Genomic DNA, 24,978 nt, shown 5'->3' on the forward strand with positions numbered 1-24,978 from the left:
CGACAGGATCGCGTACTAATTCGAATTGAGGTGCGTCGGCGACGGCGTGCAGGGGGCACTGAAAGAAACAGTGCGAGGCCGAATGTATCACTTGCATTTTCTGGCGTCTAGTCACCAGACAGAGAAAAGCCCCGACGAATGCGGGGCTTTTTTCGACTCAGATATTGGCGTCGAGGAACGCCTGCAGCTGAGACTTGGACAATGCGCCGACCTTGGTCGCCTCGACATTGCCGTTCTTGAACAGCATCAGCGTCGGGATGCCACGCACGCCGTGCTTGGCTGGGGTTTCCTGGTTTTCGTCGATGTTCAGCTTGGCGACGGTCAGTTTGCCCTCGTAGGTAGCGGCGATGTCGTCCAGAACCGGAGCGATCATTTTGCATGGGCCGCACCATTCAGCCCAGTAGTCGACCAGCACCGGACCTTCAGCCTTGAGCACGTCGGCTTCGAAGGTGGCGTCGGTGACGTGTTTGATAAGATCGCTGCTCATGGAAGTCTCCAAGGTCGTAAGCAAAAAAACGTGGCCCATCATAGCCGCCATCGCCGTAGACAGGAAGCCACGCGCGATTGACTGTAACTATAGTTGTGCGAGACGTTGCATATCGACTGTCACACAAAAGTCATAAAAAAGACTCGCAACTGCGTCAGGTCAAGCCTTGCCACACTGCGCGTTGGCGTCGGCGGCGGATCGTGGCACGATTGCCGGGTTATCGACCGAGAACCCATCACCATGCCGCAAAACCCAGCCAAGAATCTGTCCCTGATAGCCGCCATCGACCTGGGCTCCAACAGTTTTCACATGGTCGTGGCCAAGGCCCACCACAACGACATTCGCATCCTGGAGCGGTTGGGGGAAAAGGTTCAGCTGGCCGCCGGCATCGACGAAGAGCGCCAGCTCAGCGAAGAGTCCATGCAACGCGGGCTCGACTGTCTCAAGCGCTTCGCCCAGCTGATCAACGGCATGCCTGACGGCGCGGTGCGCATCGTCGGCACCAACGCCTTGCGCGAAGCGCGCAACCGCGGCGAATTCATCCGCCGCGCCGAAGCCATTCTCGGACACCCGGTGGAGGTGATTTCCGGCCGTGAAGAAGCACGCCTGATCTACCTGGGCGTCTCCCACACCCTGGCCGACACCCCCGGCAAGCGCCTGGTGGCCGACATCGGCGGCGGCAGTACCGAATTCATCATCGGCCAGCGCTTCGAGCCCCTGCTGCGCGAAAGCCTGCAGATGGGCTGCGTTAGCTTCACCCAGCGTTACTTTCGCGACGGCAAGATCACCCCGGCGCGCTATGCCCAGGCCTACACCGCCGCGCGCCTGGAGCTGATGAGCATCGAGAATGCCCTGCACCGCCTGACCTGGGATGAAGCCATCGGCTCCTCGGGCACCATCCGCGCCATCGGCCTGGCCCTGAAGGCCGGCGGCATGGGCAACGGCGAGGTCAACGCCGAAGGTCTGGCCTGGCTCAAGCGCAAACTGTTCAAGCTGGGCGATACCGACAAGATCGATTTCGAAGGGGTCAAGCCCGACCGGCGCACCATCTTCCCGGCGGGCCTGGCGATCCTGGAGGCGATCTTCGACGCGCTGGAACTGCAACGCATGGACCACTGCGAAGGTGCCCTGCGCGAAGGCGTGCTGTACGACCTGCTGGGCCGCCACCACCACGAAGACGTGCGCGAACGCACCCTGACCTCGCTGATGGAGCGCTACCACGTCGACCAGGGGCAGGCGGCACGGGTCGAGCGCAAGGCGCTGCATGCCTTCGACCAGGTGGCCAAGGCGTGGGATCTTGAAGACGGGATCTGGCGCGAACTGCTGGGCTGGGCGGCCAAGGTGCACGAAGTGGGGCTGGACATCGCCCACTATCATTACCACAAGCACGGCGCCTACCTGATCGAGCACTCCGACCTGGCCGGCTTCTCCCGTGAAGACCAGCAGATGCTGGCACTGCTGGTGCGCGGGCACCGGCGCAACATCCCCAAGGACAAGTTCGCCGAATTCGGCGACGACGGCGTGAAGCTGATTCGTCTGTGCGTGCTGCTGCGCTTCGCGATCCTGTTCCACCACATCCGCGGCACCCAGCAGATGCCGACGGTCAAGCTGCATGCCGCCGGCCAGAGCCTGGATGTGGAGTTCCCGGCCGGCTGGCTGGAACAGAACCAGCTGACCCAGGCCGATTTCGGCCTGGAAGCCGAATGGCTGGCCCGGGTCGGCTTTACCCTCAGCGTACGATAAGCACCGGGTTGCTCAGGCGCTCGAGCAGAGTGGCCTGGGCACTGCGCGGGTTCTGGTTGCCGGTCGGCGTGCTGCGCACATAGCGGCCGTCCGACTGCAGCAGCCACGCGTGGGTGTTGTCGGTCAGGTACCCCTCCAGCTCCTTCTTCACCCGCAGGATCAGCTTCTTGCCCTCCACCGGGAAGCAGGTCTCGACACGCTTGTCGAGGTTGCGCTCCATCCAGTCGGCACTGGAAAGGAACATCTGCTCTTCCCCGCCATTGAGGAAGTAGAACGCCCGGGTGTGTTCCAGGAAACGCCCGATGATCGAGCGCACGTGGATGTTGTGCGAAACGCCCGGAATGCCCGGACGCAGGCAGCACATGCCACGCACCACCAGGTCGATGCGCACGCCCGACTGGCTGGCCTTGTACAACGCCTTGATGATCTTGGGGTCGGTCAGCGAGTTGAACTTGGCGATGATGTGCGCCGGCTTGCCTTCCAGGGCGAACTGGGTCTCGCGCGCGATCATGTCGAGCATGCCCTTCTTGAGGGTGAACGGCGCGTGCAGCAGCTTCTTCATGCGCAGGGTCTTGCCCATGCCGATCAGCTGGCTGAACAGCTTGCCGACGTCCTCGCACAAGGCGTCGTCGGAGGTCAGCAGGCTGTAGTCGGTGTACAGGCGGGCGTTGCCGGCGTGGTAGTTGCCGGTACCCAGGTGCGCATAACGCACGATCTCGCCGGCCTCGCGCCGCAGAATCAGCATCATCTTGGCGTGGGTCTTGAACCCGACCACGCCATAGATCACCACCGCACCCGCCGCTTGCAGGCGGCTGGCCATCTGCAGGTTGGACTCTTCGTCGAAACGCGCGCGCAATTCGATCACCGCGGTGACCTCCTTGCCGTTACGCGCCGCATCCACCAGCGCGTCGACGATCTCGGAGTTGGCGCCGCTGCGGTACAGGGTCTGGCGCACGGCCAGCACGTGCGGGTCTTTCGCCGCCTGACGCAGCAGGTCGACCACCGGGGTGAACGACTCGAAGGGGTGCATCAGCAGGATGTCCTGCTTGCTGATGACACTGAAAATGTTCTCGCTGTTCTGCAACAGCTTGGGAATCGCCGGAGTGAACGGCGTGTACTGCAGCTCCGGGTGGCTGTCCAGGCTGGTGATGCTGAACAGGCGCGTGAGGTTGACCGGGCCATTGACCTGGTACACCTCGTGCTCGCTCAGGCTGAACTGCTTGAGCAGGTAGTCGGACAGGTGCTTGGGACAGGTATCGGCCACTTCCAGGCGCACCGCATCGCCATAGCGACGCGAGAACAGCTCGCCACGCAGGGCGCGGGCCAGGTCTTCGACGTCCTCGGAGTCCAGCGCCAGGTCGGCGTTGCGGGTCAGACGGAACTGGTAGCAGCCCTTGACCTTCATGCCCTGGAACAGGTCGTCGGCGTGCGCATGGATCATCGACGACAGGAACACGTAGTTGTCGCCGGGGCCACCGACGTCTTCCGGCACCTTGATCACCCGCGGCAGCAGACGCGGCGCCGGAATGATCGCCAGGCCCGAATCACGACCGAACGCATCGATGCCTTCGAGCTCGACGATGAAGTTCAGGCTCTTGTTCACCAGCAGCGGGAACGGGTGGGTCGGGTCCAGGCCGATCGGGGTAATGATCGGCGCGATCTCGTCGCGGAAGTAGCGGCGCACCCAGGTCTTGAGCTTGGTGGTCCAGTGTCGCCGGCGGATGAAGCGAATCTGGTGCTTTTCCAGCTCCGGCAGCAGCACGTCGTTGAGGATCGCGTACTGGCGGTCCACTTCGCTGTGCACCAGCTCGCTGATGCGCGCCAGCGCCTGGTGCGGCTGCAGGCCGTCGGCGCCGGCCTGCTCGCGAGCGAAGGTGATCTGCTTCTTCAGGCCCGCCACACGAATTTCGAAGAACTCATCCAGGTTGCTGGAAAAGATCAGCAGGAACTTCAGTCGCTCCAGCAGCGGGTAGGACTCGTCCAGCGCCTGCTCCAGCACGCGGATGTTGAACTGCAGCTGGGACAATTCGCGATGGATGTACAGGCTGCTGTCGTCCAGGCCCGGCACGGCAATCGCCGGCACCGCCGGGGCCGGAGCCACCACGGGCGCCTCGGCTTCGACCACCGGCGCGGGCTCGAGGTCCGGCGGGGTTTCGACCAGTTGCTCGGGCACCGGCTGGGCATCCTTCACTTCGACTTCGGTAAGTGCTTCGTTATTCATCTAGCGTTCCTGAAGGGCGTTACTGCCCTCTCATCAATTGTGCGGCGCGAACAGCGAAATAGGTCAGGATGCCGTCGGCGCCCGCCCGTTTGAAAGCGGTGAGGGATTCGAGGATAACCCCTTCGGAGAGCCAGCCGTTCTGGATCGCGGCCATGTGCATCGCGTACTCGCCACTGACCTGGTAGACGAAGGTCGGCACCTTGAACTCGTCCTTGACCCGCGCAAGGATATCCAGATACGGCATGCCTGGCTTGACCATTACCATGTCGGCGCCTTCGGACAGGTCGGCGGCCACTTCATGCAGGGCCTCGTTGGTGTTGGCCGGGTCCATCTGGTACGAGGCCTTGTTGGCCTTGCCCAGGTTCAGCGCCGAGCCGACCGCGTCGCGGAACGGGCCGTAGTAGGCGCTGGCATACTTGGCCGAGTAGGCCATGATGCGCACGTTGACATGACCGGCCAGCTCCAGGGCTTCACGGATCGCCTGGATCCGCCCGTCCATCATGTCCGACGGGGCCACCACCTGGGCGCCGGCCTCGGCATGCGACAGCGCCTGGCGCACCAGAGCGTCGACGGTGATGTCGTTCTGGACGTAGCCTTCCTCGTCGAGGATACCGTCCTGGCCGTGGGTGGTGAACGGGTCCAGTGCCACGTCGGTGATCACCCCCAGCTCCGGGAAGCGGTCGCGCAGGGCGCGGGTGGCGCGCTGGGCAATACCGTCCGGGTTGTAGGCTTCGGCGCCATCCAGCGACTTCCTGTCCAGCGGGGTCACCGGGAACAGGGCCAGCGCCGGAATACCCAGCTTCACCCACTCCTCGGCGGCCTGCAGCAGCAGGTCGATGCTCAGGCGCTCCACGCCGGGCATCGAGGCGACTTCCTCGCGACGGTTTTCGCCGTCCAGCACGAACACCGGCAGGATCAGGTCGTCAACAGTCAGTGTGGTTTCGCGCACCAGGCGACGGGAAAAGTCGTCACGGCGGTTGCGACGCAGGCGAGTGGCAGGAAACAAACGGTTAGCGGGGGTAAAGCTCACGGCAGACTCCTGAGCCCGCGCAGGCGGGCGAGCGCGACAGTTATAAGCAGCCATTATGACGCCCGTATGACGACCTGAGGCAACCCTGCGACTTATGGACGCATTCATTCTCCTTGTAGGAAATGTTCACGTCGAGACACATTTGGACACTTTCCCTAAAGCCTCCCAGGGGGTAGGCTGCGCGTTCATTTCGCCAGCACCCAGAAAATGCTTGAACAATTCCTGCAGGATTTCGGCTATTTTGCCCTTTTTCTAGGCACCTTTTTTGAAGGTGAGACCATACTGGTTCTCGCCGGATTTCTTGCGTTCCGTGGCTACATGGATATCAACATGGTGGTGCTGGTTGCCTTCTTCGGCAGCTATGCCGGCGACCAGCTGTGGTACTTCATGGGGCGTCGTCACGGGCGCAAGCTGCTGGCGCGCAAGCCGCGCTGGCAGATGATGGGGGACCGTGCGCTGGAGCACATCCGCCGCCACCCCGACATCTGGGTGCTGAGTTTCCGTTTCGTCTACGGCCTGCGCACGGTGATGCCCGTGGCCATCGGCCTGTCCGGCTACCCGCCGCGCCGCTACCTGCTGCTCAACGGCATCGGTGCCGCGGTATGGGCACTGGCCCTGGGCGCGGCCGCCTACCACTTCGGCGCCATCCTCGAAGGGCTGCTGGGCAACGTGAAGAAGTACGAGCTGTGGGTACTCGGTGCCCTGGTGGTACTGGGCGCCCTGCTGTGGCTGCGCCGGCGCTTCAAGGCCGCCCGCATTGCCCGCCAGGAAGCCGCCGAGGCCCAGGCCGAACAGGCGCGGGCCCAGGCCCGGGAGCAGCACACTGGCGAAGGTGGCGACCGGCCATAGGCCTGGCTGCTCGCTCTCACGACTGAACACTCCCCCTGCATTGCGATCTATGTAGAGAGCCTGGCGAGAATGGCCAAATCAGGGGACATTTAGCGCCTTGAACGGGAGTAGTGAGCATGACCAAGAAAAAAGTTGCGGTGATCCTTTCCGGTTGCGGTGTGTACGACGGTGCCGAAATTCACGAGAGCGTCATCACCCTGCTGCGCCTTGACCAGCGTGGCGCCCAGGTGCAGTGCTTTGCGCCAAACATCGCGCAGATGCATGTGATCAACCACCTTACCGGCGAAGAGATGCCCGAAACGCGCAACGTGCTGGTGGAGTCGGCGCGCATTGCGCGCGGCGAGGTCAAGGACCTGCGTGAAGCGAATGCGGACGACTTCGACGCACTGATCGTGCCCGGTGGCTTCGGCGCTGCGAAAAACCTCTCCAACTTCGCCGTGGAAGGCGACAAATGCTCGGTCAACCCCGATGTGCTCGCACTGGCCGAAGCCTTCGCCGAAGCGGGCAAGCCGGTGGGCCTGATCTGCATTTCGCCGGCCCTGGCGGCCAAGATCTACGGGCCAGGCGTGGTCTGCACCATCGGCAACGATGCCGACACCAGCGCGGCCGTGGTCAAGATGGGCGGCACCCATGAAGAATGCGATGTGCACGACATCGTCGAAGACACTCAGCGCAAGCTGGTCAGCACCCCCGCCTACATGCTGGCGCAGAGCATCGGCGAGGCGGCGGGCGGGATCTACAAGCTGGTCGACCGGGTGCTGGAACTGACCCACGAGGCCGACTGAGGCATCACTGCGGGTAGGCGCGTGCCAACCGCGTGAGAATGCGGTCCAGCGCATTGGCGAAGGCCTGTTTCTCACGCTCGCCGTAGGGCGCCTGCCCACCACCGACCTGGCCCTGCTCGCGCAGGTCGGTGAACAGGTTGCGCACCGCCAGCCGCTCGCCCATGTTGCGCTCGTCGAATTCGCGGCCACGCGGATCGAGCGCGGCCACCCCCTTCTTGACCAGCCGATCGGCCAGCGGCACATCGCTGCAGATCACCAACTCGCCGGGCACGGCGTGTTCCACCAGGTAGTCGTCGGCAGCATCCGGCCCACTGGGCACCACGATGAGCCTGACGCAGGCAAAGGCCGGCTTGATCTGGCCCTGACCGGCGACCAGCACCACCTCGAACTGGCGCTTGAGGGCAAATTTGACCAGTTGGTCCTTGGCCGCCTTGGGGCAGGCATCGGCGTCGATCCAGACACGCATGGTTGGGTTATCCACCGCAAAGAGAACAAGGCGCACAGTATCCCTGCATTGGCGCGGCGTTGCAGCATTCGCCGACAAGCCAGCGCAGGGGCCCTCGATCAGTGCACCGAAACCCGCCGCCCTGCCAGCCAGCTGCGCCCGTACAACACCGCAATGGCCACAAGCGCCAATGCCTGCGCGGCCAGCGAATACGCATCGGCATGAATCCCCAGCCAGTCGAAGTCGAAGAACGGCACTGGCCGCGTACCGAACACCCCCGCCTCCTGCAACGCCTTCACCCCATGCCCGGCGAACACCACCGACAACGCGCACAGCAGCGCCGCGTTGATGCTGAAGAACAGCGACAGCGGCAGCTTCGCCGACCCGCGCAGAATCACCCACGCCAGCCCCACCAGCAGCACCAGCGCCGTCGCCCCGCCGGCCAGCACCGCATCGTGCGCCGCAGGCCCGGCCTGCAGCCACAGGGTTTCGTAGAAAAGGATCACCTCGAACAGTTCGCGGTAAACCGAAAAGAACGCCAGCACGGCAAAGCCGAAGCGGCCGCCGCCCCCCACCAGGCTGCTTTTGATGTAGTCCTGCCAGGCCGCCGCATGGCGCCGGTCGTGCATCCACACCCCCAGCCACAGCACCATCACGCAGGCGAACAGGGCGGTGCAGCCCTCCAGCAGTTCACGCTGTGCGCCCCCCACGTCGATCACGTAGGCAGCCAGTGCCCAGGTGGCAAAGCCCGCCACCAGGGCCAGCGCCCACCCCACGTTGACGCTGCGCACTGCCGACTGCTGCCCGGTATTGCGCAGGAAGGCCAGAATCGCCGCCAGCACCAGGATTGCCTCCAGCCCCTCGCGCAGCAGAATCAGCAGGCCGGAGATGAAGCTCAGCGACCAGCTCAGGCCATCGCCACCCAGCAGCTTGGCCGATGCTTCGAGCTTGGCCTTGGCCGCCGCCAGGCGTTGCGTCACCTGCTCCACCGGCAAGCCGTCCTGCAACCCCTGGCGGTAGGCCATCAGGGCCTTTTCGGTGTTCTTGCGCAGGTTGGCATCGACGTTGTCCAAAGCGCTTTCCACCAGCTCGAAGCCCTCCAGGTACGCCGCCACCGACAGGTCGTAGGCCTGCTCGTGGTCGCCGGCACGATAGGCGGCCAGGCTCTGTTCGAGGGTGGTGGCGGTGTAGTCGATCAGTTGGCCAGGGCCGCGTTGCGCAGCTGGCGGCTTGGCGCGCTGGGCGCGAAAGGCGGCCGCCGCCTCGCCACCCTGGGTGTCACGCACCTGCGCCGGGGTGAGCTGCGCCAGCTCGGCCAGGCTGAAGCGCCGGTCGGCCTGCACAGCACCAGGCTCGGCGCTGAAGCCGGCAATGTAGCTGGCCACATCCCAGCGCTGGCGCTCGTCGAGCTGGTCGGCGAACGCCGGCATGTCGCTGCCCTCGATGCCCTGCTCCATCACCCGGTACAGCTCGGCCAGGCTCAGGGTGTCGAGCCGCGCCGCCTGGCGCAGATCGCCCGGCGGTGGTTCCAGCCCCAACCCCGCCGGCCCATCGCCGGCGCCGCCGTCACCGTGGCACACCGAACAGTGTTGGGCGTACAGCGGTGCACCGCGGGCCGGGTCCGGGGTAATCAGCGGCGCTTGCGGCGCGGCACTGCTCAAGGCACTGCCCAGGGCCAGCAGCGGCCCTAGCAGCCAGGCGAACACACGGGGGCGGGGCATCATGGGAGCCAATCTCGAACAGGAATGAGGAGGATTGCATTGTTCACTTCCACTTGCGCCGGCTCAAGCACCACCCGGAAGTTTCATGAAAAATTTTGAAACAAGTTTATCTCCTACCCCGGGAATCGACTTATTCCTACACCACACGGGAAATGTGACTACTGGCACATCCAAGAAAAAATGAAGCACAAGGCCATTAATTAGCCAGTCATTGCGTCTATAATGCCGCGCCTTTCGTTATAGCGAATGGAAATACAGGCTCCTCTGCTAAGAGGATTTGGAACTAGCGTCCAAAGGGATCACCGCCACTCGCCGGCGCCTAACGTCACTTTTTCAGGGAAGAGATTCAAGATGGCCTCCCGTGTCCTCACCGTCGCCACGCTGTGCGCGATCGTCCAACTGACGGGCTGCGCAGCGTTTCGCAGCTACGACAGCGAACTCCAGGAAACCAACCAGCAGCTGGCCAGCGGCAACGTCGACGCGGCCCTGGCCCTGCTGGAAAAGAACAACAAGGGTGAGGACAAGGACCTTCTCTACTACTTCGAGAAAGGCGAACTGCTGCGCTCCAAGGGCGACCTGAGCGGCAGCCAGGATGCCTGGCGCGAAGCCGATAGCGTGGTGTTCAAGTGGGAAGAGTCGGTGAAGCTGGACACCGCCAAGTACCTGAGCCAGTTCGGCAGCTACCTGGTCAACGACAAGGTGCGCCGCTACGAAGGCTACGACTACGAAAAAGTCATGCTGACCACCCAGATGGCCCTGAACCTGCTGGCGCAGAATGATTTCGACGGTGCCCGCACCGAAATCAAGAAAACCCACGAACGTGAGGCCGTGATCGCCGAGCTGCGCGACAAGGAATACCTCAAGCGCGAAGAAGAGGCCGAGAAGGAAGGCGTCAAGACCGAGTACAAGGACCTGCAGGGCTACCCGGTGGCCGCCCTGGACGCGCCTGAAGTGGTCGGCCTGAAGAACAGCTACCAGAGTGCGTTCAGCCACTACCTGTCCGGCTACGTATACGAAGCACTGGGCGAAAAAGGCCTGGCTGCACCGGGCTACCGCAAGGCGGCCGAACTGCGCCCGAACACCGCGCTGCTCGAGCGTGCGCTGCTCGACCTCGACAAGCCTGCCGCCAAGGGCGCCGACAGCGACGTGCTGATCGTGGTGCAGAGCGGCCTGGCGCCGGCCCGCGACTCGGTGCGCATCCCCCTGCCCCTGCCAATCAGCGGCAATCTGGTGATCACCCCGCTGTCGTTCCCGATCATCAAGGAAGACACCTCCACCGCGCACTTCAGCGAGATCTACCTGAACGACAAGACCCTCTCGCTGACCGCGCTCAACAGCACAACCGCCATGTCGCGCCGCGCGCTGCGTGACGACATGCCAGGCATCATCCTGCGCACCAGCGTGCGCGCCATCACCCGTGGCGTGGCGCAAAAGCAGCTCAACGACGTCAACCCGCTGGCTGGTCTGGCCGTGGGCATCGCCTCGGCCGTCACCGAAGGCGCCGACACCCGCACCTGGCGCACCCTGCCGGACGACACCCTGGTTGCCCGCGTGCGCCTGGCCCAGGGCGAGCACCAGCTGAGCCTGCCGTCGAATCTGGGCGGCAGCAAGATCGCCGTGAAGATCGATCGCCCCTATCAGGTCGTGGCCCTGCGCGTCGTGGGCAACCGCGTCTACGCCGGTGGCCCGGCCCTGCAAGTCACCCAGCCTGCGCCGGCCGCCGCCGTCGCCAGCCTCAAGTAAGCCAAGGAATCGCCATGCGCCTCAAGCTTCTCGCCGCGCTCGCCACCGCCACCCTGCTGGCCGGCTGCGCCACCCCACCACCGCCCGCACCGGGCAGCGCCGCCAGCAAGGTGGTCGTGATGGGCAAACTGAGCAACATCGATATCGGCCCGATGCGGGTTGCCCGCGAAAACGGCTTCATGACCGTCAAGGTCTCGCTGACCAACACCAGCCGCAGCAACAAGACGATGTTCTATCGCTTTGCCTGGCTGGGCAACGACGGCTTCCCGGTCGCCAGCGAAGAAAGCTGGAAGACCCTGAGCCTGTACGGCTCGCAGTCCACCGTACTGCCAGCGATTGCCCCGGTCCCCCAGGCCACTGACTTCCGCATTGAAGTCCAGGCCCAGTAATTTTCAATTTTCAGGAGATGCTCAACATGATGTTCGCTCGTTTTTCCCTGCTGGCCGTAGTGGTCGCGCTGGCCAGCGGCTGCGCCAACAACTCCCCTGTACTGGGCGGCAAGAACATTGGCTACGGCGACAGCAAGGCCGTTGAACTGGTCACCAACGAGTTCGGTTCCACCGACCTGCAGATGATCGCCGAAAGCATGACCCGCTCGCTGGCCCAGTCCGGCATCCTGCAGGGCCGTCCGGTGGTTCAGGTCTACGACGTGAAGAACAAGACCAGCGAGTACATCGATACCCGCGAGATCACCACCTCGATCAAGACCCAGCTGATGAAGACCGGCACCGCCCGCTTCGCCAGCGACAACAACCAGATGCAGAGCCAGGTCGACCAGCTCAAGCTGCAGAACCAGAGCGGCCTGTACAAGAAGAACACCGTGGCCAAGACCGGCAACATGATCGCTGCCAAATACCGCCTGGAAGGGTCGATCAGCTCGATCGTCAAGCGCAGCAGCGACTACAAGGACGTGTTCTACAAGTTCAGCCTGCAGCTGATCGACGTGGAAAGCGGCCTGGCCGAGTGGATGGACGAAAAAGAAATCCGCAAGACCACGGAGCGCTAAGCAATGCGTGCATGGATGGGCATCATCGGCCTGGCTTGCGCGTTCGGCGTGCAAGCGGCCCCCAAGGTAGCGGTCACCGACCTGGCTTATCAGGAGCGCGTGGAGCAGTACATCCACATGGTCTCGGCGAGCAGCAACTCGAATGCGAGCATGTACCACGCCAACGCGTCGTCCAGCTACAGCGAGTTCGAAAGCAGCCAGAGCTACATCGAGCAGACCGAGCTGCGCAAGTTCAGCGGTGACATCAAGGGCGAGATCCTCAAGTCCGGCATGTTCCAGCTGGTGCAGGGCACGCCGTACACGGCCAAGGCCAAGCAGGACGTGTATGACGTGATCGCGCGGATCAAGGCGGGCAACTACAAGGGCGCCGACTACGTACTGTTCGGCACCCTGTCGGATATCGACTTCCAGCGCGATATCACCTCGATCGACAACACCAACAGCTACTCGGCGATCCTGGGCCTGACCCTGGTGGCCGATTTCAGCCTGATCAACACCCGTACCTACGAGATCACCTCGGCGTTCACCGCCATGGGTGAAGGCCAAGACACCAAGCTGGTGAACAGCCAGGACGTGCGGGTCAGCCTGAACCGTCCGCGGGTGGTGCGTGAAGTGTCCAAGGAACTGGGCATGGATGTGGCCAGACAGCTCAAGGAGCAGCTGGTGGGTGTGATGCCGGATCAGGAACGTGCGCCGATGCGCAACAACCTGCCGCCGGATGAGCCGGCGCAGATCTTGCGCTGAGCATGCAAAAGGCGACCTTCGGGTCGCCTTTTTTATTGGGTGTCTGTGCTGGCCTCTTCGCCGGCAACGCCGGCTCCCACAAGAACAGTGGTGACCCGCGATGGACGGCGCAGCCTTCCGGTCTTAGACCGGCGCCCGGCGAATGGTCGCCAGCAATGTCGCCGCACCCAGGAACAACCCGGCAAACGTGCGGTTCATGCGCCGCTGCTGCCGGGGTGTGCGCAACAGGCGCAGCACCCGCGCCGCCAACCCGGTATAACCCGCCATCACCAGCAGGTCCACCGCCACCATGGTGCCGGCGATCGTCAGGTACTGCGGCAGCAGCTCGGCATGCGGATTGATGAACTGAGGCAGCACCGCAAGCATGAAGATCAGCGCCTTGGGGTTGCTGACGTTGACCAGAAAACCACGGAACACCAGGCTCAGCGGCTTGCCGATGGGGCGTACCGTCGAGTCGTCGGCCAGGTCTGCCGGCAGCGCTCGCCACTGTTTCACGGCCAGGTAGATCAGGTAGGCAACGCCAAACCATTTGATGACCTGGAACGCGGTAGCCGAGGCAGCGAGTACCGCGCCCACGCCGGCGGCAATGATCGCGATCTGCATCACCAGCCCCAGCTGCAGGCCCAGCGCGTTCCAGTAGCCGCGCCAGAAGCCGTACTGCAGACCGCAGGACATGGACGCAATGGCCCCAGCCCCCGGCGAAAGACTGATTACCCAACAGGCAGCAAAAAAAGCCAACCACGTTTCCAGCGACATCACACACCTCGGCCCGGACCCTTGTTCAAGGGTTCCACGCTAATGCGCCGCTGAAAAAATCACCACATTTTTTTGCAGCCGGTGTTCAGGCCCCGGGTTTCGGGCTTTCGCTTACCACGGCCAGGCCGTCCGAACCGCGCCAGCGGCGCACGCTCTTCTGGAAGAACTGGCTGTTGGGCACCTGCACCAGTGCGCCGCCCGCCTCGGGCAGTTCGACCAGGGTGGTGAACAGCAGGTTGATCGCGGTCACGCGGCCCTTGACCCCCGGCTTGTCGAGGGTCTCGACCAGCTCGACCACGTCGCCGATGCGAAACGGCCCCACGGTGAAGATCAGCACCGCGCAGAGCAGGTTGGACAGCACGCTCCACATCGCGAAGAAGGCCACCGCCGCCACCGCGACAAAGCCCGACAGGGCCGTCCACAGCACCGTGGCCGAAACACCCAGGCGCTCCAGCACGAAGATCAGCGCGCTGCCCATGATCAGCCAGCGCAAGCCGCCGCGCAGCGGCACCATCAGCTCCGGCGGCAACGGGTAACGCTCGCTCAGGCGAGTCAGGCAGCGCGCCACCAGGCGTTGCAGCAGGTACGCCGCGACCAGGATCAGCAGTATCTGCAGGCCCATCCAGAAGGGACCGATCCACTCGACCGGCAGCAATCCCTGCATCGACTCCATCAGGACAACGCCTCCAGCTCGGCCTGCATGCTTTCAAGCACTTCGAGCGCATGCATCCAGGCTTCTTCCAGCTCGCCTTCGCGCACCTTCAGCTTGGCCTGGCGGGCCAGCAGCTCGCGCAGCTCGTCCTTGCGCGCCGCTTCATACAGCGCGCTGTCGCTCAGGCTGGCATCGACCCCGGCCAGCTCTTCATGCAACTTGGCCAGCTCGGCTTCGAGCTTGTCGGCCTGGCGCTTGTGCGGGGCCAGTTGCTGGCGCAACGCCGCCGCAGCCTGGCGCTGGGCCTTCTTGTCGGTCTTGTCGGGGTTGACCGGTGTGGTGCTGACCGGGGCATTGCGCTGACGATACTCGACCAGCCAGCGGGTGTAGTCGTCGAGGTCGCCATCGAAGGTCTCGACCTTGCCGTCTGCCACCAGCAGGAAGTCGTCGGTGGTGCTCTTGAGCAGGTGACGGTCGTGGGACACCACCAGTACCGCGCCACTGAACTCCTGCAGGGCCATGGTCAGTGCCAGGCGCATCTCCAGGTCCAGGTGGTTGGTCGGTTCGTCGAGCAGCAGCAGGTTGGGCCGCTCCCAGGCAATCAGCGCCAGGGCCAGGCGGGCCTTTTCGCCGCCGGAGAAGTTCAGCACCGGCTCGTCGATGCGCGCACCGCGAAAGTCGAAACCGCCGAGGAAGTCGCGCAGGGTCTGCTCGCGCTCGGTGGGGGCCAGGCGCTGCAGGTGCAGCAGGGGGCTGGCCTTGCTGTCCAGCGAATCGAGCTGGTGCTGGGCAAAGTAGCCCACCACCAGGTTCTCGCCGCGCACCAGGCGTCCGGCCAGCGGCTCCAGCTCGCCGGCCAGGTTCTTGATCAGGGTCGACTTGCCGGCGCCGTTGGGGCCCAGCAGGCCGATGCGCGCACCCGGGGTGAGCTGCAGCTTGACCTTCTCCAGCACGGTCTTTTCGCCATAGCCCAAGCGGGCTTCGGCAAGGTCGAGCAGCGGGCTGGAGATCTTCTCGGACTCGCGGAAGGTGAAGTCGAACGGCGAGTCGACATGCGCCGCCGAAAGCTCCTCCATGCGCTCCAGTGCCTTGATGCGGCTTTGTGCCTGGCGCGCCTTGGTGGCCTGGGCCTTGAACCGGGCGATGTACTTTTCCATGTGGGCGCGTTGCGCCTGCTGCTTCTCGTACGCCTGCTGCTGTTGCGCCAGGCGTTCGGCACGGGCGCGCTCGAAGGCGCTGTAGCCGCCGCGGTAGAGGGTCAGCTTGCACTGTTCCACGTGTGCCACGTGGTCGACCACCGCATCCAGGAAATCGCGGTCGTGGGAAATCAGCAGCAGCGTGCCGGGGTAGCTCTTGAGCCAGTCTTCAAGCCACAGGATCGCATCCAGGTCCAGGTGGTTGGTGGGCTCGTCGAGCAGCAGCAGGTCGCTGGGGCACATCAGTGCCTGGGCCAGGTTCAGGCGCATGCGCCAGCCGCCGGAGAAGTCGCCGACGCGCCGGTCCATCTGTTCGTTGCTGAAGCCCAGGCCGGCCAGCAGCTTGCGGGCGCGGGCATCGGCGGTATAACCGTCGGCGCTGTCGAGCTCCACATGCAGTCGGGCCAGGGCATTGTTGTCGTGCGCGGCCTCGGCGGCTGCGAGCGCAGCCTGTACCTCGCGCAGGCGCACGTCGCCATCGAGCACGTAGTCCACCGCCAGGCGATCAAGGGTATCGACCTCCTGGCGCATGTGCGCGATGCGCCAGTCGCCGGGCAGCTGGCATTCGCCCGAATCGGGCGTGAGCTCACCGCGCAGCAAGGCGAACAGGCTGGATTTGCCGGCGCCGTTGGCACCGATCAGGCCGGCTTTCTGGCCGGCGTGCAGGGTCAACTCGGCGCCTTCTAGCAGGCGCTGGGGACCACGCTGTAAAGTGAGGTTCGAAAGTCTGATCATAATGGCCGCGGAGTCTACCAGCTTCGATGGCAACTGGCGCGAGTAGGACCATGCACACCGACCTGTGGAATTTCGCTCTGCACCTGTACGCCCGGCCGGGCGTGGAGGCTGCCTGCCTGGCCTTGCAGGACGAAGGGGCCGATGTGTGCCTTCTGCTGTGCGGGGCGTGGCTTGAAGCCCGCAGGGCCGGGGTGACCCCCGAGCGCGTACAGCACCTGCAACAGCTGGCCGCTGCCTGGCAGCAGCATGTGGTGACACCGCTGCGTCAACTGCGCCGCCAATGGCGTGCAGACGCGCAGCACGACCCGCAGCTGGCGCACTTGCGCGGGCAGGTCAAGGCACTGGAACTGGAGGCGGAGCGAACATTGCTGGCGCGCCTGCAACAGGCTAGCGAAGGCTGGATGAATCAGGGTGTGGCAGGTGACTGGCTGGCCGTGCTGGCCCCCCAGGGCACCCGGCACCACGACGCGCTGCAGGTGCTGCGCGTCGTGGCGGTGGCGGATCAGGAAGCAGTCGAGGGCGACTGAGTCACTGGGGTCGTCACGGGTGCAGCGGCAGGCGAAGCAGCAGGTGCGGCTGTGGTGGCCGCAGCAGGTGCCGAAGTCGCCGGTTTGGCAGCAGCGGGTTTGGCGGCCGGCTTGGCGGGTGCGCGGGTAGCGGCGGGCTTGGCGGGGGCCTTGGCAGCAGCAGGCTTGGCAGCTGGCTTGGCCGGAGCCTTGGCAGCGGCAGGTTTGGCAGCTGGCTTGGCGGGGGCCTTGGCGGCTGCGGGTTTGGCAGCAGACCTTGCCGGAGCCTTGGCAGCTGCAGGTTTGGCAGCTGGCTTGGCAGCGGCTGGCTTGGCCGCGGCAGTTTTGGCCGCTGGCTTGGCGGCGGCTTTGGTAGCGGCTGGCTTGGCTGCAGCCTTGCGGGCCGGGGCCTTGGTGGCCGACTTGGCCGCTACCGGAGCAGCCTTGGCCGAACGCGAGGTCAGGGCCTTGGACGCTGCTTCCTGCACCTTGCCGACGCCTTGGGCGAGCTTCAGGCTTTCCTGCGCATCACGCTTGAGCTGCACGATGTACAGGCGGGTTTGCGACTGGCGATCCTTGAGCGAATCGAGCAGGGTTTCCAGTTCGCCTACGGCGCCCTTGGCCTTGTTCTGCGCCTTGTTCTTGCCGGCGACCGCAGCGTCCTGAAGTTTGAGACGCGACTTGTGAAGTTTTTCCTGCGCCTTGCCCCGTTGTTTTTCCAACTTGGCCAACAGTTTTTCAGCATCAGCCAGTGCTTGCGAGCAGGCACTTTCCAGATGCTCGAGCAAACTGCCCGAGAGTTGATGTAGCAGGTGTAATGGCGTACTGACTGGCTTCTTACTGGCCGACATGGCTTACCTCCTGGCTGACGAGAATGCGGCTCATACTAGACCTTCTGCTGCTACCGCCGCTAGGGCATGTTGACAGTAAGTAGGACGCCGCGTTGCATGCCTGGGCAAAGTTGTTATGGCTGCAGCTGCGCACAAGTGTAGATGCTGTTAAAAAGGCTGTCGGAATTTGCTCTATGCAAAGATTCATCCGGCCCTCACCATGCACTCAAACCACCTGGAGTGAGCCTGTGCCACGCTACCTGTTACTGCCCTTGCTGCTCGCCCTGCCCTGCGCATTCGCAGACACCACCGAGCCACCGGCAAGTGCTCACGACCTGTCCTATAGCGTCGGCGCCAGCCTGGGTGAACGGTTGCGCAACGAGATGCCCGAGCTGCAGCTCGATGCCTTGATCCAGGGGTTGCAACAGGCCTACGCGAACAAGCCCCTGGCAATCAGCCAGGCACGGCGCGAAGCGATTCTCAGCCAGCACGAGGCCCAGGCCAGCGAGGCCGCCGAGCAGTCGCAGGTGGAAATGCTGATGGCGGTGGAAACCCGTTACTTGGCCACCGAACGCGCCCGTGCCGGAGTACGAGAACTACCCGAAGGCGTACTGGTGACCGAACTGGTCAAGGGCAATGGTGCCTCACCCAGGGCCGATGGCCGGGTGCAGGTACGCTACGTCGGCAAGCTGCCCGATGGCAGCGTGTTCGACCAGAGCGAACAACCGCAGTGGTTCAGCCTCAAGAGTGTGATCGAGGGCTGGCAGGTGGCGTTGCCACAGATGGCTGTCGGGGCGAAATGGCGTGTGGTGATTCCGTCGGCCAAGTCCTACGGAGCCGATGGCGCAGGCGATCTGATTCCGCCGTTCACGCCACTGATCTTCGAGATCGAACTACTGGGGGTTGCCGACTGAATGTCGGCAACGGAGGAGACAGGGATCAGGCCTGGACGGCCTCTTCTTCCTTGTGCGCGTTGTGCAGCACTTCGATCAGGCAATCCTCAAGCTCGAAGCGCTCGTGGAGCAGGCTGCCCAGCTCGCTGAGCTTCTTGGCGAAGCGCTCCTGGTCGGTACAGTTGCCCTTGTCGCAGTGATCGTTGAAAGCCGACGCGATATCGGTAATGGCACTGATACGAGGGCTGATCTGCTTCGCCAGTTCCAGGCCCTTGTCATCTCCGAACGCCTTGGCTTCAGCCACCAACTGCTCACTGACCTCGAAGTGCCAGGCGGAGACGTAATCGACCAGTATCGCGCAGAAGCCGAGGTTCTTGTCCTTGTCCGCAAAAGCCGGTTTGGCATCGCGCAATGCGCGAAAGGCCGTGACCAGTTCGGCCCGCTCGTCCAGCCAGCGGTCAATCAGCTTGTGAACCCCACCCCAGCGTTCCTGAGCATTCTGACAACTATCTAACATGGCGGTGTCTTCCCTTCTGGGTCATGCCGCTGCGCCCCGTCGTGCGAGGTATGCACAACAAAGGGAGAAAGCAGCAGAACGGCATCGAGCAGCAGTGTTTTGGGTATGCGTGCAAGGGAGATTATTCCCGCGCGCCCTTGCCTTCAAGGTACGCAGGCGACAAGTTTCATACAAGTGTTTAATCGCCGCACCCGCGGCCATCGGTCGATTGCCCAGCCCCCGCCGGCAAGCGTCAGGGTTTCAATGACTTGCCCGTGGCCGCTGGCTGCACGTACAGCAGCCGCGCCAACGCCAGCGCCGCCAGCAGCAGGAAGGCCAGGAGGCTCCACTCCGGCAGGCTCAGGTCCAGAAAGCTCCAGGTGATCGAAGCGCAATCGGCCGAACCGAGCAGCATGGCGTGCAGCACGTCGGCAAGGCTGCCTTGCTCGATGAGCGCACCGAGGGGCATCGAGCAGGCCTCACCCGCCGCCACCCCGCTGCCCTGCAACCAGATCTGGCGCACCGCCAGCAAGCCGCCCCCCAGCGCCAGGCCCAACGCCGCAGCCGCATAGCGACGCGCACCCGGCTGACCCGGTGCATGCAGGCGCGCGGCCAGGCAGACACCGGCAAACACAACCAGCAATACACGCTGGCTCTGGCACAGCGGGCAAGGCACCAGCCCTTTGGTGAATTCGAGGTAAAACGCACCGGCGAGAATCAGTAACGACGCGACGAAAGCCAGGGAGAACAATGAGCGCAAACAGGCCAATGGCATGGCAAGTCCAGGTGCGGGAAAGACATGTAACAACGGTAGAGGAAAATCGAGCCTTGTTTCAAGGCACGACAGGCGCGATAAATCGCTGAAACATAAGGGAAGTGTCGAAGAGTTGAGGTGGATATTTCCTCTGTAACTCAGCGAAAAGTTACCCACCCCCGCAACCAGCCAAACAGTACGGGTTTAACCTGGGGCTAAACCCGTACGACGTCAGGCCCGGACGGCTTCAGGCAGAGGCAAGGCCAGCAGGCGCTCATCCAACAGGCCCAGGCCCTCCTGAAACAGCTGGTTGCTGCGCTCGGTGTCGCCCAGGCCGGCCAGCAGACGGGCCAGCTCGGCGCAGGCCTCAGGGTTGCGCTGCCGGCGCAGGCTGTCTTCGAAGTAGTCGCGCGCCTTGCCCCACAGACGATTCTGCAGGCTCAGACGACCCAGGGTCAGCAACAGGCTGGGATCGTCCGGGTGCTGCTTGAGCCAGCCCTCGGCCGTCTGCAACTGACGCGCCGGGTCGCCGCCTCGCACCAGCCCGTACAGCCGGGCCAGGTGGCTTTCGTATTCGCGCTGCAGGGCCGTACGCAGGACCTTCTCGGCGTCGCTTTCGGCGCCCAGCTGGCGCAGTTGCTCGGCATACGCCAGCACCAGTTGCGGCTCCTGGCGTTGTGCCGAGGTCAGTTGCTGCCAGGCACGCTCAAGGGACTGCTGTGCGGTCTGGTCGTCCTGCTCGCGGCGTGCGGCCAGGCTCAGGTTTTCGCCCCAGGCCCGCCGCTCCAGCTCGGCCAGTTCCGCAGCAGACAACACCTTGTCCTTGCGCAGCTCCGGCAGCAGGCGGATCACCGCGCTCCAGTCGCCACGCTGCTGGTACAGACGCTGCAACTGGCGCAGCACCTGCACGTTGTGCGGGTGGCGCTCGTGCATCGCCTGCAGGGTCACCAATGCCGCCTCGGTGTCACCGCGGTCGACCTGCAACTGCGCGTGGGTCAGGGCGATGGCCAGCTCGGCTTGCGGCTGGCGTTCCAGGGCACGTTCCAGCAGGTTGTCGCTGTCCTCGGTGCGCCCCAGTTCGTTGGCAGCGCGGGCCGCCCCGAGGTAATAGAGCAGCGGCTGGCGTTCGGCCTCGGCAGCGCGATGCAGATGGCGCTGGGCACTGGCCCAGCGGCCCTCGGCCAGGTCCAGTTGCCCCTGCTCGATGGCCAGGCGTGTACGCCGGCTGCGGTTGCGCCGCGACCATGGGTTGACCACCCCGCCCGAGGTGAACACCAGGCCCAGCACGAAGCGCACCATCAGCACCACGAGCACCACGGCCAGCAGCAGGGCCAGGGTCGCCCACAGGCTCGACTCGTAGCGGAAGCTGTCGTAGGCGATCAGCACGTATCCGCTATGCCGGGCCACGGCGATACCCAGCAGGGTCGCGGCGACGATCGCCACCACCACCCACAGGTAGGCACGTTTCATGGGGTGCCCTCCTCATGACCTTGTGCCGCCGGCTGGCGCGTGATCGATTCTTCGGCGGGCAGGTGGCGACGCTCGAGGTAGGCCTGGACCGCACCGAGGCTGTCGGCCAGGTCCGGCGTCACTACCGACACCGGCTCGTTCGCCACCGCGTTGAGCTGTTCGAGCATCGACTGGCTCTGCTCGTTGTCGTGGTTGAAGTTGGCCAGCAGCACGCTGCGCGCTTCATCCAGCGCCTGGGCATAGACCTTCGGCTCGCCGTTGAGCGCGGCCCACTGCGCCTGCTCCAGGGTCAGGCTCAGGGCCAGGCGCACCTGGTTCAGGGCCTGGCCGGCCAGCAACGGCTTGACGTTCTTGTCGGCATTGAAATCGATACGGAAGTAGCGCGACAGCTGCGCCCACCACTGTGACCAGCGGCTGGCACCGTCGCCGTCGGCAGCCAGGCCGAACAGCGGTTCGCCGCCTTCTTCGAATTCGGGGGCCATGGCGGTGAGCTGCACTACCTGCTCGCGCAGCGCGGCCAGCTTGAGGAACAGCCCGGTGCGGTCCGGTTGCTTGACGCTGTTCAGGGTGGCCAGGCTGCGTGCCAGCTGTTCGCGGGCAGCGAACGAGGCCGGGTCGCTCTGCTCGCGCAGGATCTGGTCGGCGCCTTCGACCAGCGCTCGAGCGCTGGTGATGTCCTGCAATGCCGACAGGCGCAGGCTGGCCAGGCGCAGCAGGTGCTCGGCCTCGGCCAGGCGCCAGTCCTTGCGGCTGGCACCGAGCACGGTCTCCAGGCGCTGGCTCAGACGTTGCTGGTCGCCCTGCAATTGCGCCACCAGGCGCCGGCGCTCTTCGAGCTCGGCGGCCGGTGGCAGGTCGGCCAGGCGTGACGACAGTCGCTGCTCGCCCTGCTGCAAGGCCTGGGCCTGGGCATTCAAGGCCTGCAATTGTTCGCTCTGGAGCTGGTTGGCGCCCTGCAGGTGGCGCACCTGCCAGACACCCCAGCCACCGATTGCGACACCTGCCGCACCCAGCAGCAGGGCGAACAGTGCCAGACCGGTGCCGGCCCGCTTGGCAGGGGCGGCGGGCGTTTGCGCGGGCGCTTCTGGCGCCGGCTGCAGATCATCGTTGGGCAAGGCAGTTTCGCTCACGTATCCATCCTTTGCATTGGGGCACCTCGCCAGACAGCTTAGCGCCTTAGGAGGCGGGCGCAGGGGTTTCCTGCAACGCCGCCAGCAAAGCCGTGGCACTGGCACCACGGCAATCCACTACATTCTGTGCGCCAGCGGCGCGGGCCTGCTCGGCAACACGCGGGCTCGGCACGAACAGCGGCCACGCGGCCAGTCGCGACCAGTCGCTGCCAGCCAGCTGGCGCAGGTGTTCAAGACCCTGCCCACTGCTGACCACCACGCCGTTCAGGCGTTCCGCATCGATGCGTCGCATCAGTGTGCCGACCGGGTACTCGGGCAGGCAGCGGCGGTACAGGGGCAGATAATCGACACTAGCACCCTGCGCGGTCAATCGCTCGGCCAACAGCTCGCGACCGTCTTCGCCACGCATGATCAGAAAGCGCGGCTGGGGCTGTGCGAAAACTTCCTGCAGCCGGGTCAGTTGCAGCAGGGCTTCGCTGTCATCCCCCAGTGGCGGGAAGTGCACTTCGCAGCCATGGGCCTGCAGGATCGCGGCGGTAGCCGCCCCCACCGTGAACCACGGCAGGGCCGGCGTGCGGGGCCAGTACTGGTCGAGCAGGGCCAGGCCGAGCCGGGCTGCCGGCTTGCTGACCACGATGACCGCAGCATAGTCGGCCAGGCCGAGCACGGTGCTGCGCTGCGCATCGGTCACCGGCAGCGCTTCGATCTCGAGCAGCGGCAGGCTGCTGCCGAACACCCCGGCCTGGGCCAGGGTCGCGGCCAGTGCCGCGCAGTCGTCGGCCGGCCGGGTCAGCAGCAGGCGCCAGCCGTTCACGGGTGGCCGGCCTCGCCATACACCGCCTTGAGAATGTCTTCGGCGCCCTGGTTCAGCAGGTCTTCGGCGACGCGTACACCCAGTGCATCCGCGTCTGCGCGCGGTGCACGTGCCTCGGCGCTGAGCAACAGGCCGCCGGCCGGTTCGCCCACCAGGCCGCGCAACCACAGCTGCTCGCCCTCGAGCACGGCGTAACAGGCGATCGGTACCTGGCAGCCGCCGTTGAGGTGCTTGTTCATGGCTCGTTCGGCCACCACGCGGTCAGCCGTATCGGCGTGGTGCAGCGGCGCGAGCAAGGCATGGATTTCGGCGTCGGTGGTGCGGCACTCGATGCCTACCGCGCCCTGGCCACCGGCTGGCAGGCTGTCGTCGACGCTGATGCTGGCGGTGATGCGGTCTTCGAAACCGAGGCGGATCAAACCGGCAGCCGCCAGGATGATCGCGTCGTACTCGCCGGCATCGAGCTTGGCCAGGCGGGTGTTGACGTTGCCGCGCAGGAAGCGGATCTCGAGGTCGGGGCGGCGGGTCAGCAGTTGCGCCTGGCGACGCAGGCTGGAGGTGCCGACAATGGCGCCTGCCGGCAGTGCATCGAGGCTGGCATAGGTGTTGGAGACAAAGGCATCGCGCGGGTCTTCGCGCTCGCAGATGCAGAACAGGCCCAGGCCTTCGGGGAAGTCCATCGGCACGTCTTTCATCGAGTGCACGGCGATGTCGGCTTCCTGCTCCAGCAGCGCGGTTTCCAGCTCCTTGACGAACAAGCCCTTGCCGCCGATCTTCGACAGCGGCGAGTCGAGCAGCTTGTCGCCGCGGCTGACCATCGGCACCAGGGTCACCACCAGGCCGGGGTGTGCCTGTTCGAGGCGGGCTTTTACATAGTCGGCCTGCCACAGGGCAAGGGCACTTTTGCGCGTGGCAATGCGGATTTCACGAGTGGACATGGATCGATCCGTACGAGATAGATGCGCGGGATGATAACAGCTCAATCCGGGCTGCTAGCAGATCTATGTCAGTGGAGGGGTCGACCGTCCCTGGTCAAGCAGTGCTCCCGCCCCGCCCTAAAGCTGCTGCATCATCTTGCGTACGCCGGCCACATGGCGGCGGCTGACAATCAGGGCATCGCCATTGAGGCCCTTGAGAAAAAGCTGGAAATGCCCCAGCGGCGTGCGCTGCAGGCGTTCGATACGGTCGCGGGCCACCAGCGCGTTGCGGTGGATACGCACGAAGCGCTCGCCGAACTCGTCTTCCAGAGCCTTGAGCGGTTCGTCCAGCAGCACCTCGCCGCCCTCATGACGCAAGGTCACGTACTTGTGATCGGCGATGAAGTAGATCACCTGGTCGATGGGAATCAGCTCGATGCCCTTACGGGTCCTGGCGCTGATGTGGCTGCGCGGCCCGTTGCCGCTTTCGGCGCCGGGGCGGGTCAGCGCCGCCAGTTGCACGCGGTTCGGGCGCTCGGCCTTGCGCAGCGCGTCGCGCAGGGCATCGGCCTGAACCGGCTTGAGCAGATGGCCCAGGGTGCTGTCCTTGAACGCCTGCACGGTGAATTCGTCATCCCCCGTACAGAACACCACGGCCGGTGGCGCTTCGCGCTCGCACAACCGGGCCGCCACCTGCAGCCCGTCCATGCCGGGCATGCGGATGTCGAGCAGGACCACCTCGGGCTTGAGGCTGTCGATCAATGCCAGGGCCTCTTCGCCATTGGTGGCGCTGGGCTCCAGCACGGTATAGCCCTCCAGCTCGCCGAGCATTCGGCTCAGGCGTTCCCGGGCTTGGGGTTCGTCATCAACGATCAGGACATTCATATAGCGCTGGATTCCTGCGTGAGTCTCGCACAAGGATAGCGTAGACAGGTGAAGTGACGACCGTCACGGCGATCCACGCTCAGACTCGCACGAGGGCTAAAGATTCACTGGGAGGGCGAAACCTGCCAATCCTCTGTCCAACTGTAGACGGTTGCAGGCACGCTGCCGTT

General features: G+C 64.6%; 24 protein-coding genes and 2 pseudogenes. 9 read left to right on the forward strand and 17 right to left on the reverse strand.

Translation table 11 applies throughout. The features are described from left to right. Positions 1–157: 157 nt before the first annotated feature. Positions 158–487, reverse strand: coding sequence for a thioredoxin TrxA (gene trxA, locus JZZ72_RS16135; RefSeq protein ID WP_043863390.1), 330 nt, complete (start codon positions 485–487; stop codon positions 158–160). Between the two features lie 240 nt (positions 488–727). Between trxA and ppx the strand changes: the two genes are divergently transcribed. Further along, positions 728–2,230: an exopolyphosphatase gene (ppx, locus tag JZZ72_RS16140; RefSeq protein WP_043863389.1), complete on the forward strand. Its 1,503-nt coding sequence runs from the start codon at positions 728–730 to the stop codon at positions 2,228–2,230. On the opposite strand, the gene ppk1 is transcribed toward ppx, so the two are convergent. Both ppk1 and hemB read right to left on the reverse strand, forming a co-directional pair. Then, the gene (ppk1, locus tag JZZ72_RS16145) at positions 2,217–4,451 is read right to left on the reverse strand and encodes a polyphosphate kinase 1 (protein ID WP_043863388.1); all 2,235 of its coding nucleotides are present in this window, start codon (positions 4,449–4,451) and stop codon (positions 2,217–2,219) included. The two genes, ppx and ppk1, sit on opposite strands and share 14 nt — an antisense overlap. Before the next feature lie 19 nt (positions 4,452–4,470). Then, positions 4,471–5,481, reverse strand: a complete 1,011-nt coding sequence (gene hemB, locus JZZ72_RS16150; RefSeq protein ID WP_043863387.1) for a porphobilinogen synthase — start codon at positions 5,479–5,481, stop codon at positions 4,471–4,473. A gap of 207 nt (positions 5,482–5,688) precedes the next feature. Here hemB and JZZ72_RS16155 point away from each other — a divergent pair, with 207 nt between their 5' ends. Together JZZ72_RS16155 and elbB are read left to right on the forward strand one after the other, a co-directional pair. Then, positions 5,689–6,330 (forward strand): DedA family protein, encoded by a 642-nt coding sequence (locus tag JZZ72_RS16155; protein WP_043863386.1) that lies wholly within the window; start codon positions 5,689–5,691, stop codon positions 6,328–6,330. Between the two features lie 116 nt (positions 6,331–6,446). Further along, entirely contained in the window at positions 6,447–7,115 is a 669-nt protein-coding gene (gene elbB, locus JZZ72_RS16160; RefSeq protein WP_043863385.1) for an isoprenoid biosynthesis glyoxalase ElbB, read from the forward strand. Positions 7,116–7,119: 4 nt separating this feature from the next. Here the strand turns inward: elbB and JZZ72_RS16165 are convergent, their stop codons facing one another. After that, positions 7,120–7,581, reverse strand: coding sequence for a YaiI/YqxD family protein (locus JZZ72_RS16165; RefSeq protein WP_043863384.1), 462 nt, complete (start codon positions 7,579–7,581; stop codon positions 7,120–7,122). Positions 7,582–7,679: 98 nt separating this feature from the next. Then, positions 7,680–9,203: pseudogene (locus tag JZZ72_RS16170) on the reverse strand (FTR1 family protein); the annotation flags it as partial. Between the two features lie 429 nt (positions 9,204–9,632). On the opposite strand from JZZ72_RS16170, the gene JZZ72_RS16175 reads away from it, so the two are divergent. From JZZ72_RS16175 to JZZ72_RS16190, 4 genes are read left to right on the forward strand one after another with little or no spacing between them, the layout of a single operon-like run. Next, positions 9,633–11,024, forward strand: a complete 1,392-nt coding sequence (locus JZZ72_RS16175) for a COG3014 family protein (protein ID WP_054915494.1) — start codon at positions 9,633–9,635, stop codon at positions 11,022–11,024. Between the two features lie 14 nt (positions 11,025–11,038). Then, entirely contained in the window at positions 11,039–11,413 is a 375-nt protein-coding gene (locus JZZ72_RS16180) for a YcfL family protein (RefSeq protein WP_043863382.1), read from the forward strand. Between the two features lie 29 nt (positions 11,414–11,442). Continuing rightward, entirely contained in the window at positions 11,443–12,030 is a 588-nt protein-coding gene (lpoB, locus tag JZZ72_RS16185) for a penicillin-binding protein activator LpoB (RefSeq protein ID WP_043863467.1), read from the forward strand. A gap of 3 nt (positions 12,031–12,033) precedes the next feature. Then, the gene (locus JZZ72_RS16190) at positions 12,034–12,774 is read left to right on the forward strand and encodes a hypothetical protein (protein ID WP_043863381.1); all 741 of its coding nucleotides are present in this window, start codon (positions 12,034–12,036) and stop codon (positions 12,772–12,774) included. A gap of 123 nt (positions 12,775–12,897) precedes the next feature. Here JZZ72_RS16190 and JZZ72_RS16195 read toward each other — a convergent pair whose 3' ends face one another. From JZZ72_RS16195 to JZZ72_RS16205, 3 genes are all read right to left on the reverse strand, one after another. Beyond that, positions 12,898–13,530: a LysE family transporter gene (locus tag JZZ72_RS16195; RefSeq protein ID WP_043863380.1), complete on the reverse strand. Its 633-nt coding sequence runs from the start codon at positions 13,528–13,530 to the stop codon at positions 12,898–12,900. 85 nt (positions 13,531–13,615) lie between these two features. Next, positions 13,616–14,203 carry a mechanosensitive ion channel family protein gene (locus tag JZZ72_RS16200; RefSeq protein WP_043863379.1) on the reverse strand — a complete coding sequence of 196 codons (588 nt, stop codon included), beginning with the start codon at positions 14,201–14,203 and terminating at the stop codon, positions 13,616–13,618. Next, on the reverse strand, positions 14,203–16,113 hold the full coding sequence (locus JZZ72_RS16205) for an ATP-binding cassette domain-containing protein (protein ID WP_210014702.1): 1,911 nt from the start codon (positions 16,111–16,113) through the stop codon (positions 14,203–14,205). The genes JZZ72_RS16200 and JZZ72_RS16205 overlap by 1 nt, the downstream gene beginning before the upstream one ends. A gap of 50 nt (positions 16,114–16,163) precedes the next feature. On the opposite strand from JZZ72_RS16205, the gene JZZ72_RS16210 reads away from it, so the two are divergent. Then, the gene (locus tag JZZ72_RS16210; protein ID WP_100634252.1) at positions 16,164–16,640 is read left to right on the forward strand and encodes a TIGR02444 family protein; all 477 of its coding nucleotides are present in this window, start codon (positions 16,164–16,166) and stop codon (positions 16,638–16,640) included. Here JZZ72_RS16210 and JZZ72_RS16215 read toward each other — a convergent pair. Continuing rightward, entirely contained in the window at positions 16,616–17,470 is an 855-nt protein-coding gene (locus tag JZZ72_RS16215; RefSeq protein WP_210014703.1) for an AlgP family protein, read from the reverse strand. The genes JZZ72_RS16210 and JZZ72_RS16215 overlap by 25 nt on opposite strands. A gap of 227 nt (positions 17,471–17,697) precedes the next feature. On the opposite strand from JZZ72_RS16215, the gene JZZ72_RS16220 reads away from it, so the two are divergent. Next, a complete protein-coding gene (locus tag JZZ72_RS16220) occupies positions 17,698–18,363 on the forward strand; it encodes an FKBP-type peptidyl-prolyl cis-trans isomerase (protein ID WP_116052410.1) in 666 nt (221 codons plus the stop codon). A 25-nt stretch (positions 18,364–18,388) separates the two neighbouring features. Here the strand turns inward: JZZ72_RS16220 and JZZ72_RS16225 are convergent, their stop codons facing one another. The 8 genes and pseudogenes from JZZ72_RS16225 to JZZ72_RS16260 form a co-directional block, all read right to left on the reverse strand. Further along, positions 18,389–18,859, reverse strand: coding sequence for an Rsd/AlgQ family anti-sigma factor (locus tag JZZ72_RS16225; RefSeq protein ID WP_043863375.1), 471 nt, complete (start codon positions 18,857–18,859; stop codon positions 18,389–18,391). Between the two features lie 232 nt (positions 18,860–19,091). Next, positions 19,092–19,613 (reverse strand): disulfide bond formation protein B, encoded by a 522-nt coding sequence (locus tag JZZ72_RS16230; RefSeq protein ID WP_043863374.1) that lies wholly within the window; start codon positions 19,611–19,613, stop codon positions 19,092–19,094. 210 nt (positions 19,614–19,823) lie between these two features. Then, entirely contained in the window at positions 19,824–21,062 is a 1,239-nt protein-coding gene (locus tag JZZ72_RS16235) for a heme biosynthesis HemY N-terminal domain-containing protein (RefSeq protein ID WP_058541740.1), read from the reverse strand. After that, positions 21,059–22,192, reverse strand: a complete 1,134-nt coding sequence (locus JZZ72_RS16240) for a uroporphyrinogen-III C-methyltransferase (RefSeq protein WP_043863372.1) — start codon at positions 22,190–22,192, stop codon at positions 21,059–21,061. The genes JZZ72_RS16235 and JZZ72_RS16240 overlap by 4 nt, the downstream gene beginning before the upstream one ends. 46 nt (positions 22,193–22,238) lie before the next feature. Beyond that, entirely contained in the window at positions 22,239–23,006 is a 768-nt protein-coding gene (locus tag JZZ72_RS16245) for a uroporphyrinogen-III synthase (RefSeq protein ID WP_058541739.1), read from the reverse strand. Beyond that, entirely contained in the window at positions 23,003–23,944 is a 942-nt protein-coding gene (gene hemC / locus JZZ72_RS16250) for a hydroxymethylbilane synthase (RefSeq protein ID WP_043863370.1), read from the reverse strand. Before hemC ends, JZZ72_RS16245 begins: the two co-directional genes overlap by 4 nt. Before the next feature lie 117 nt (positions 23,945–24,061). Then, positions 24,062–24,808, reverse strand: a complete 747-nt coding sequence (locus JZZ72_RS16255) for a LytR/AlgR family response regulator transcription factor (RefSeq protein WP_043863369.1) — start codon at positions 24,806–24,808, stop codon at positions 24,062–24,064. Continuing rightward, a pseudogene (locus JZZ72_RS16260) lies at positions 24,805–24,912 on the reverse strand (sensor histidine kinase); the annotation flags it as partial. The pseudogene JZZ72_RS16260 and the gene JZZ72_RS16255, both read right to left, overlap by 4 nt. Positions 24,913–24,978 lie beyond the last annotated feature (66 nt).

Origin of the sequence: Pseudomonas palmensis (assembly GCF_017848315.1) — a bacterium.
Taxonomy (GTDB): Bacteria; Pseudomonadota; Gammaproteobacteria; order Pseudomonadales; family Pseudomonadaceae; genus Aquipseudomonas; species Aquipseudomonas palmensis.

Excerpts from the sequence above, each read along its gene's own strand:
- trxA (WP_043863390.1), bottom strand. The coding sequence starts at position 487 with ATGAGCAGCGATCTTATCAAACACGTCACCGACGCCACCTTCGAAGCC.
- JZZ72_RS16175 (WP_054915494.1), top strand. The coding sequence starts at position 9,633 with ATGGCCTCCCGTGTCCTCACCGTCGCCACGCTGTGCGCGATCGTCCAA.
- JZZ72_RS16200 (WP_043863379.1), bottom strand. The coding sequence starts at position 14,203 with ATGGAGTCGATGCAGGGATTGCTGCCGGTCGAGTGGATCGGTCCCTTC.
- JZZ72_RS16205 (WP_210014702.1), bottom strand. The coding sequence starts at position 16,113 with ATGATCAGACTTTCGAACCTCACTTTACAGCGTGGTCCCCAGCGCCTG.
- ppx (WP_043863389.1), top strand. The coding sequence starts at position 728 with ATGCCGCAAAACCCAGCCAAGAATCTGTCCCTGATAGCCGCCATCGAC.
- hemC (WP_043863370.1), bottom strand. The coding sequence starts at position 23,944 with ATGTCCACTCGTGAAATCCGCATTGCCACGCGCAAAAGTGCCCTTGCC.
- ppk1 (WP_043863388.1), bottom strand. The coding sequence starts at position 4,451 with ATGAATAACGAAGCACTTACCGAAGTCGAAGTGAAGGATGCCCAGCCG.
- JZZ72_RS16230 (WP_043863374.1), bottom strand. The coding sequence starts at position 19,613 with ATGCCATTGGCCTGTTTGCGCTCATTGTTCTCCCTGGCTTTCGTCGCG.
- JZZ72_RS16235 (WP_058541740.1), bottom strand. The coding sequence starts at position 21,062 with ATGAAACGTGCCTACCTGTGGGTGGTGGTGGCGATCGTCGCCGCGACC.
- JZZ72_RS16165 (WP_043863384.1), bottom strand. The coding sequence starts at position 7,581 with ATGCGTGTCTGGATCGACGCCGATGCCTGCCCCAAGGCGGCCAAGGAC.
- JZZ72_RS16255 (WP_043863369.1), bottom strand. The coding sequence starts at position 24,808 with ATGAATGTCCTGATCGTTGATGACGAACCCCAAGCCCGGGAACGCCTG.
- JZZ72_RS16225 (WP_043863375.1), bottom strand. The coding sequence starts at position 18,859 with ATGTTAGATAGTTGTCAGAATGCTCAGGAACGCTGGGGTGGGGTTCAC.
- JZZ72_RS16155 (WP_043863386.1), top strand. The coding sequence starts at position 5,689 with ATGCTTGAACAATTCCTGCAGGATTTCGGCTATTTTGCCCTTTTTCTA.
- JZZ72_RS16210 (WP_100634252.1), top strand. The coding sequence starts at position 16,164 with ATGCACACCGACCTGTGGAATTTCGCTCTGCACCTGTACGCCCGGCCG.
- JZZ72_RS16215 (WP_210014703.1), bottom strand. The coding sequence starts at position 17,470 with ATGTCGGCCAGTAAGAAGCCAGTCAGTACGCCATTACACCTGCTACAT.
- lpoB (WP_043863467.1), top strand. The coding sequence starts at position 11,443 with ATGTTCGCTCGTTTTTCCCTGCTGGCCGTAGTGGTCGCGCTGGCCAGC.
- JZZ72_RS16195 (WP_043863380.1), bottom strand. The coding sequence starts at position 13,530 with ATGTCGCTGGAAACGTGGTTGGCTTTTTTTGCTGCCTGTTGGGTAATC.
- elbB (WP_043863385.1), top strand. The coding sequence starts at position 6,447 with ATGACCAAGAAAAAAGTTGCGGTGATCCTTTCCGGTTGCGGTGTGTAC.
- JZZ72_RS16180 (WP_043863382.1), top strand. The coding sequence starts at position 11,039 with ATGCGCCTCAAGCTTCTCGCCGCGCTCGCCACCGCCACCCTGCTGGCC.
- JZZ72_RS16190 (WP_043863381.1), top strand. The coding sequence starts at position 12,034 with ATGCGTGCATGGATGGGCATCATCGGCCTGGCTTGCGCGTTCGGCGTG.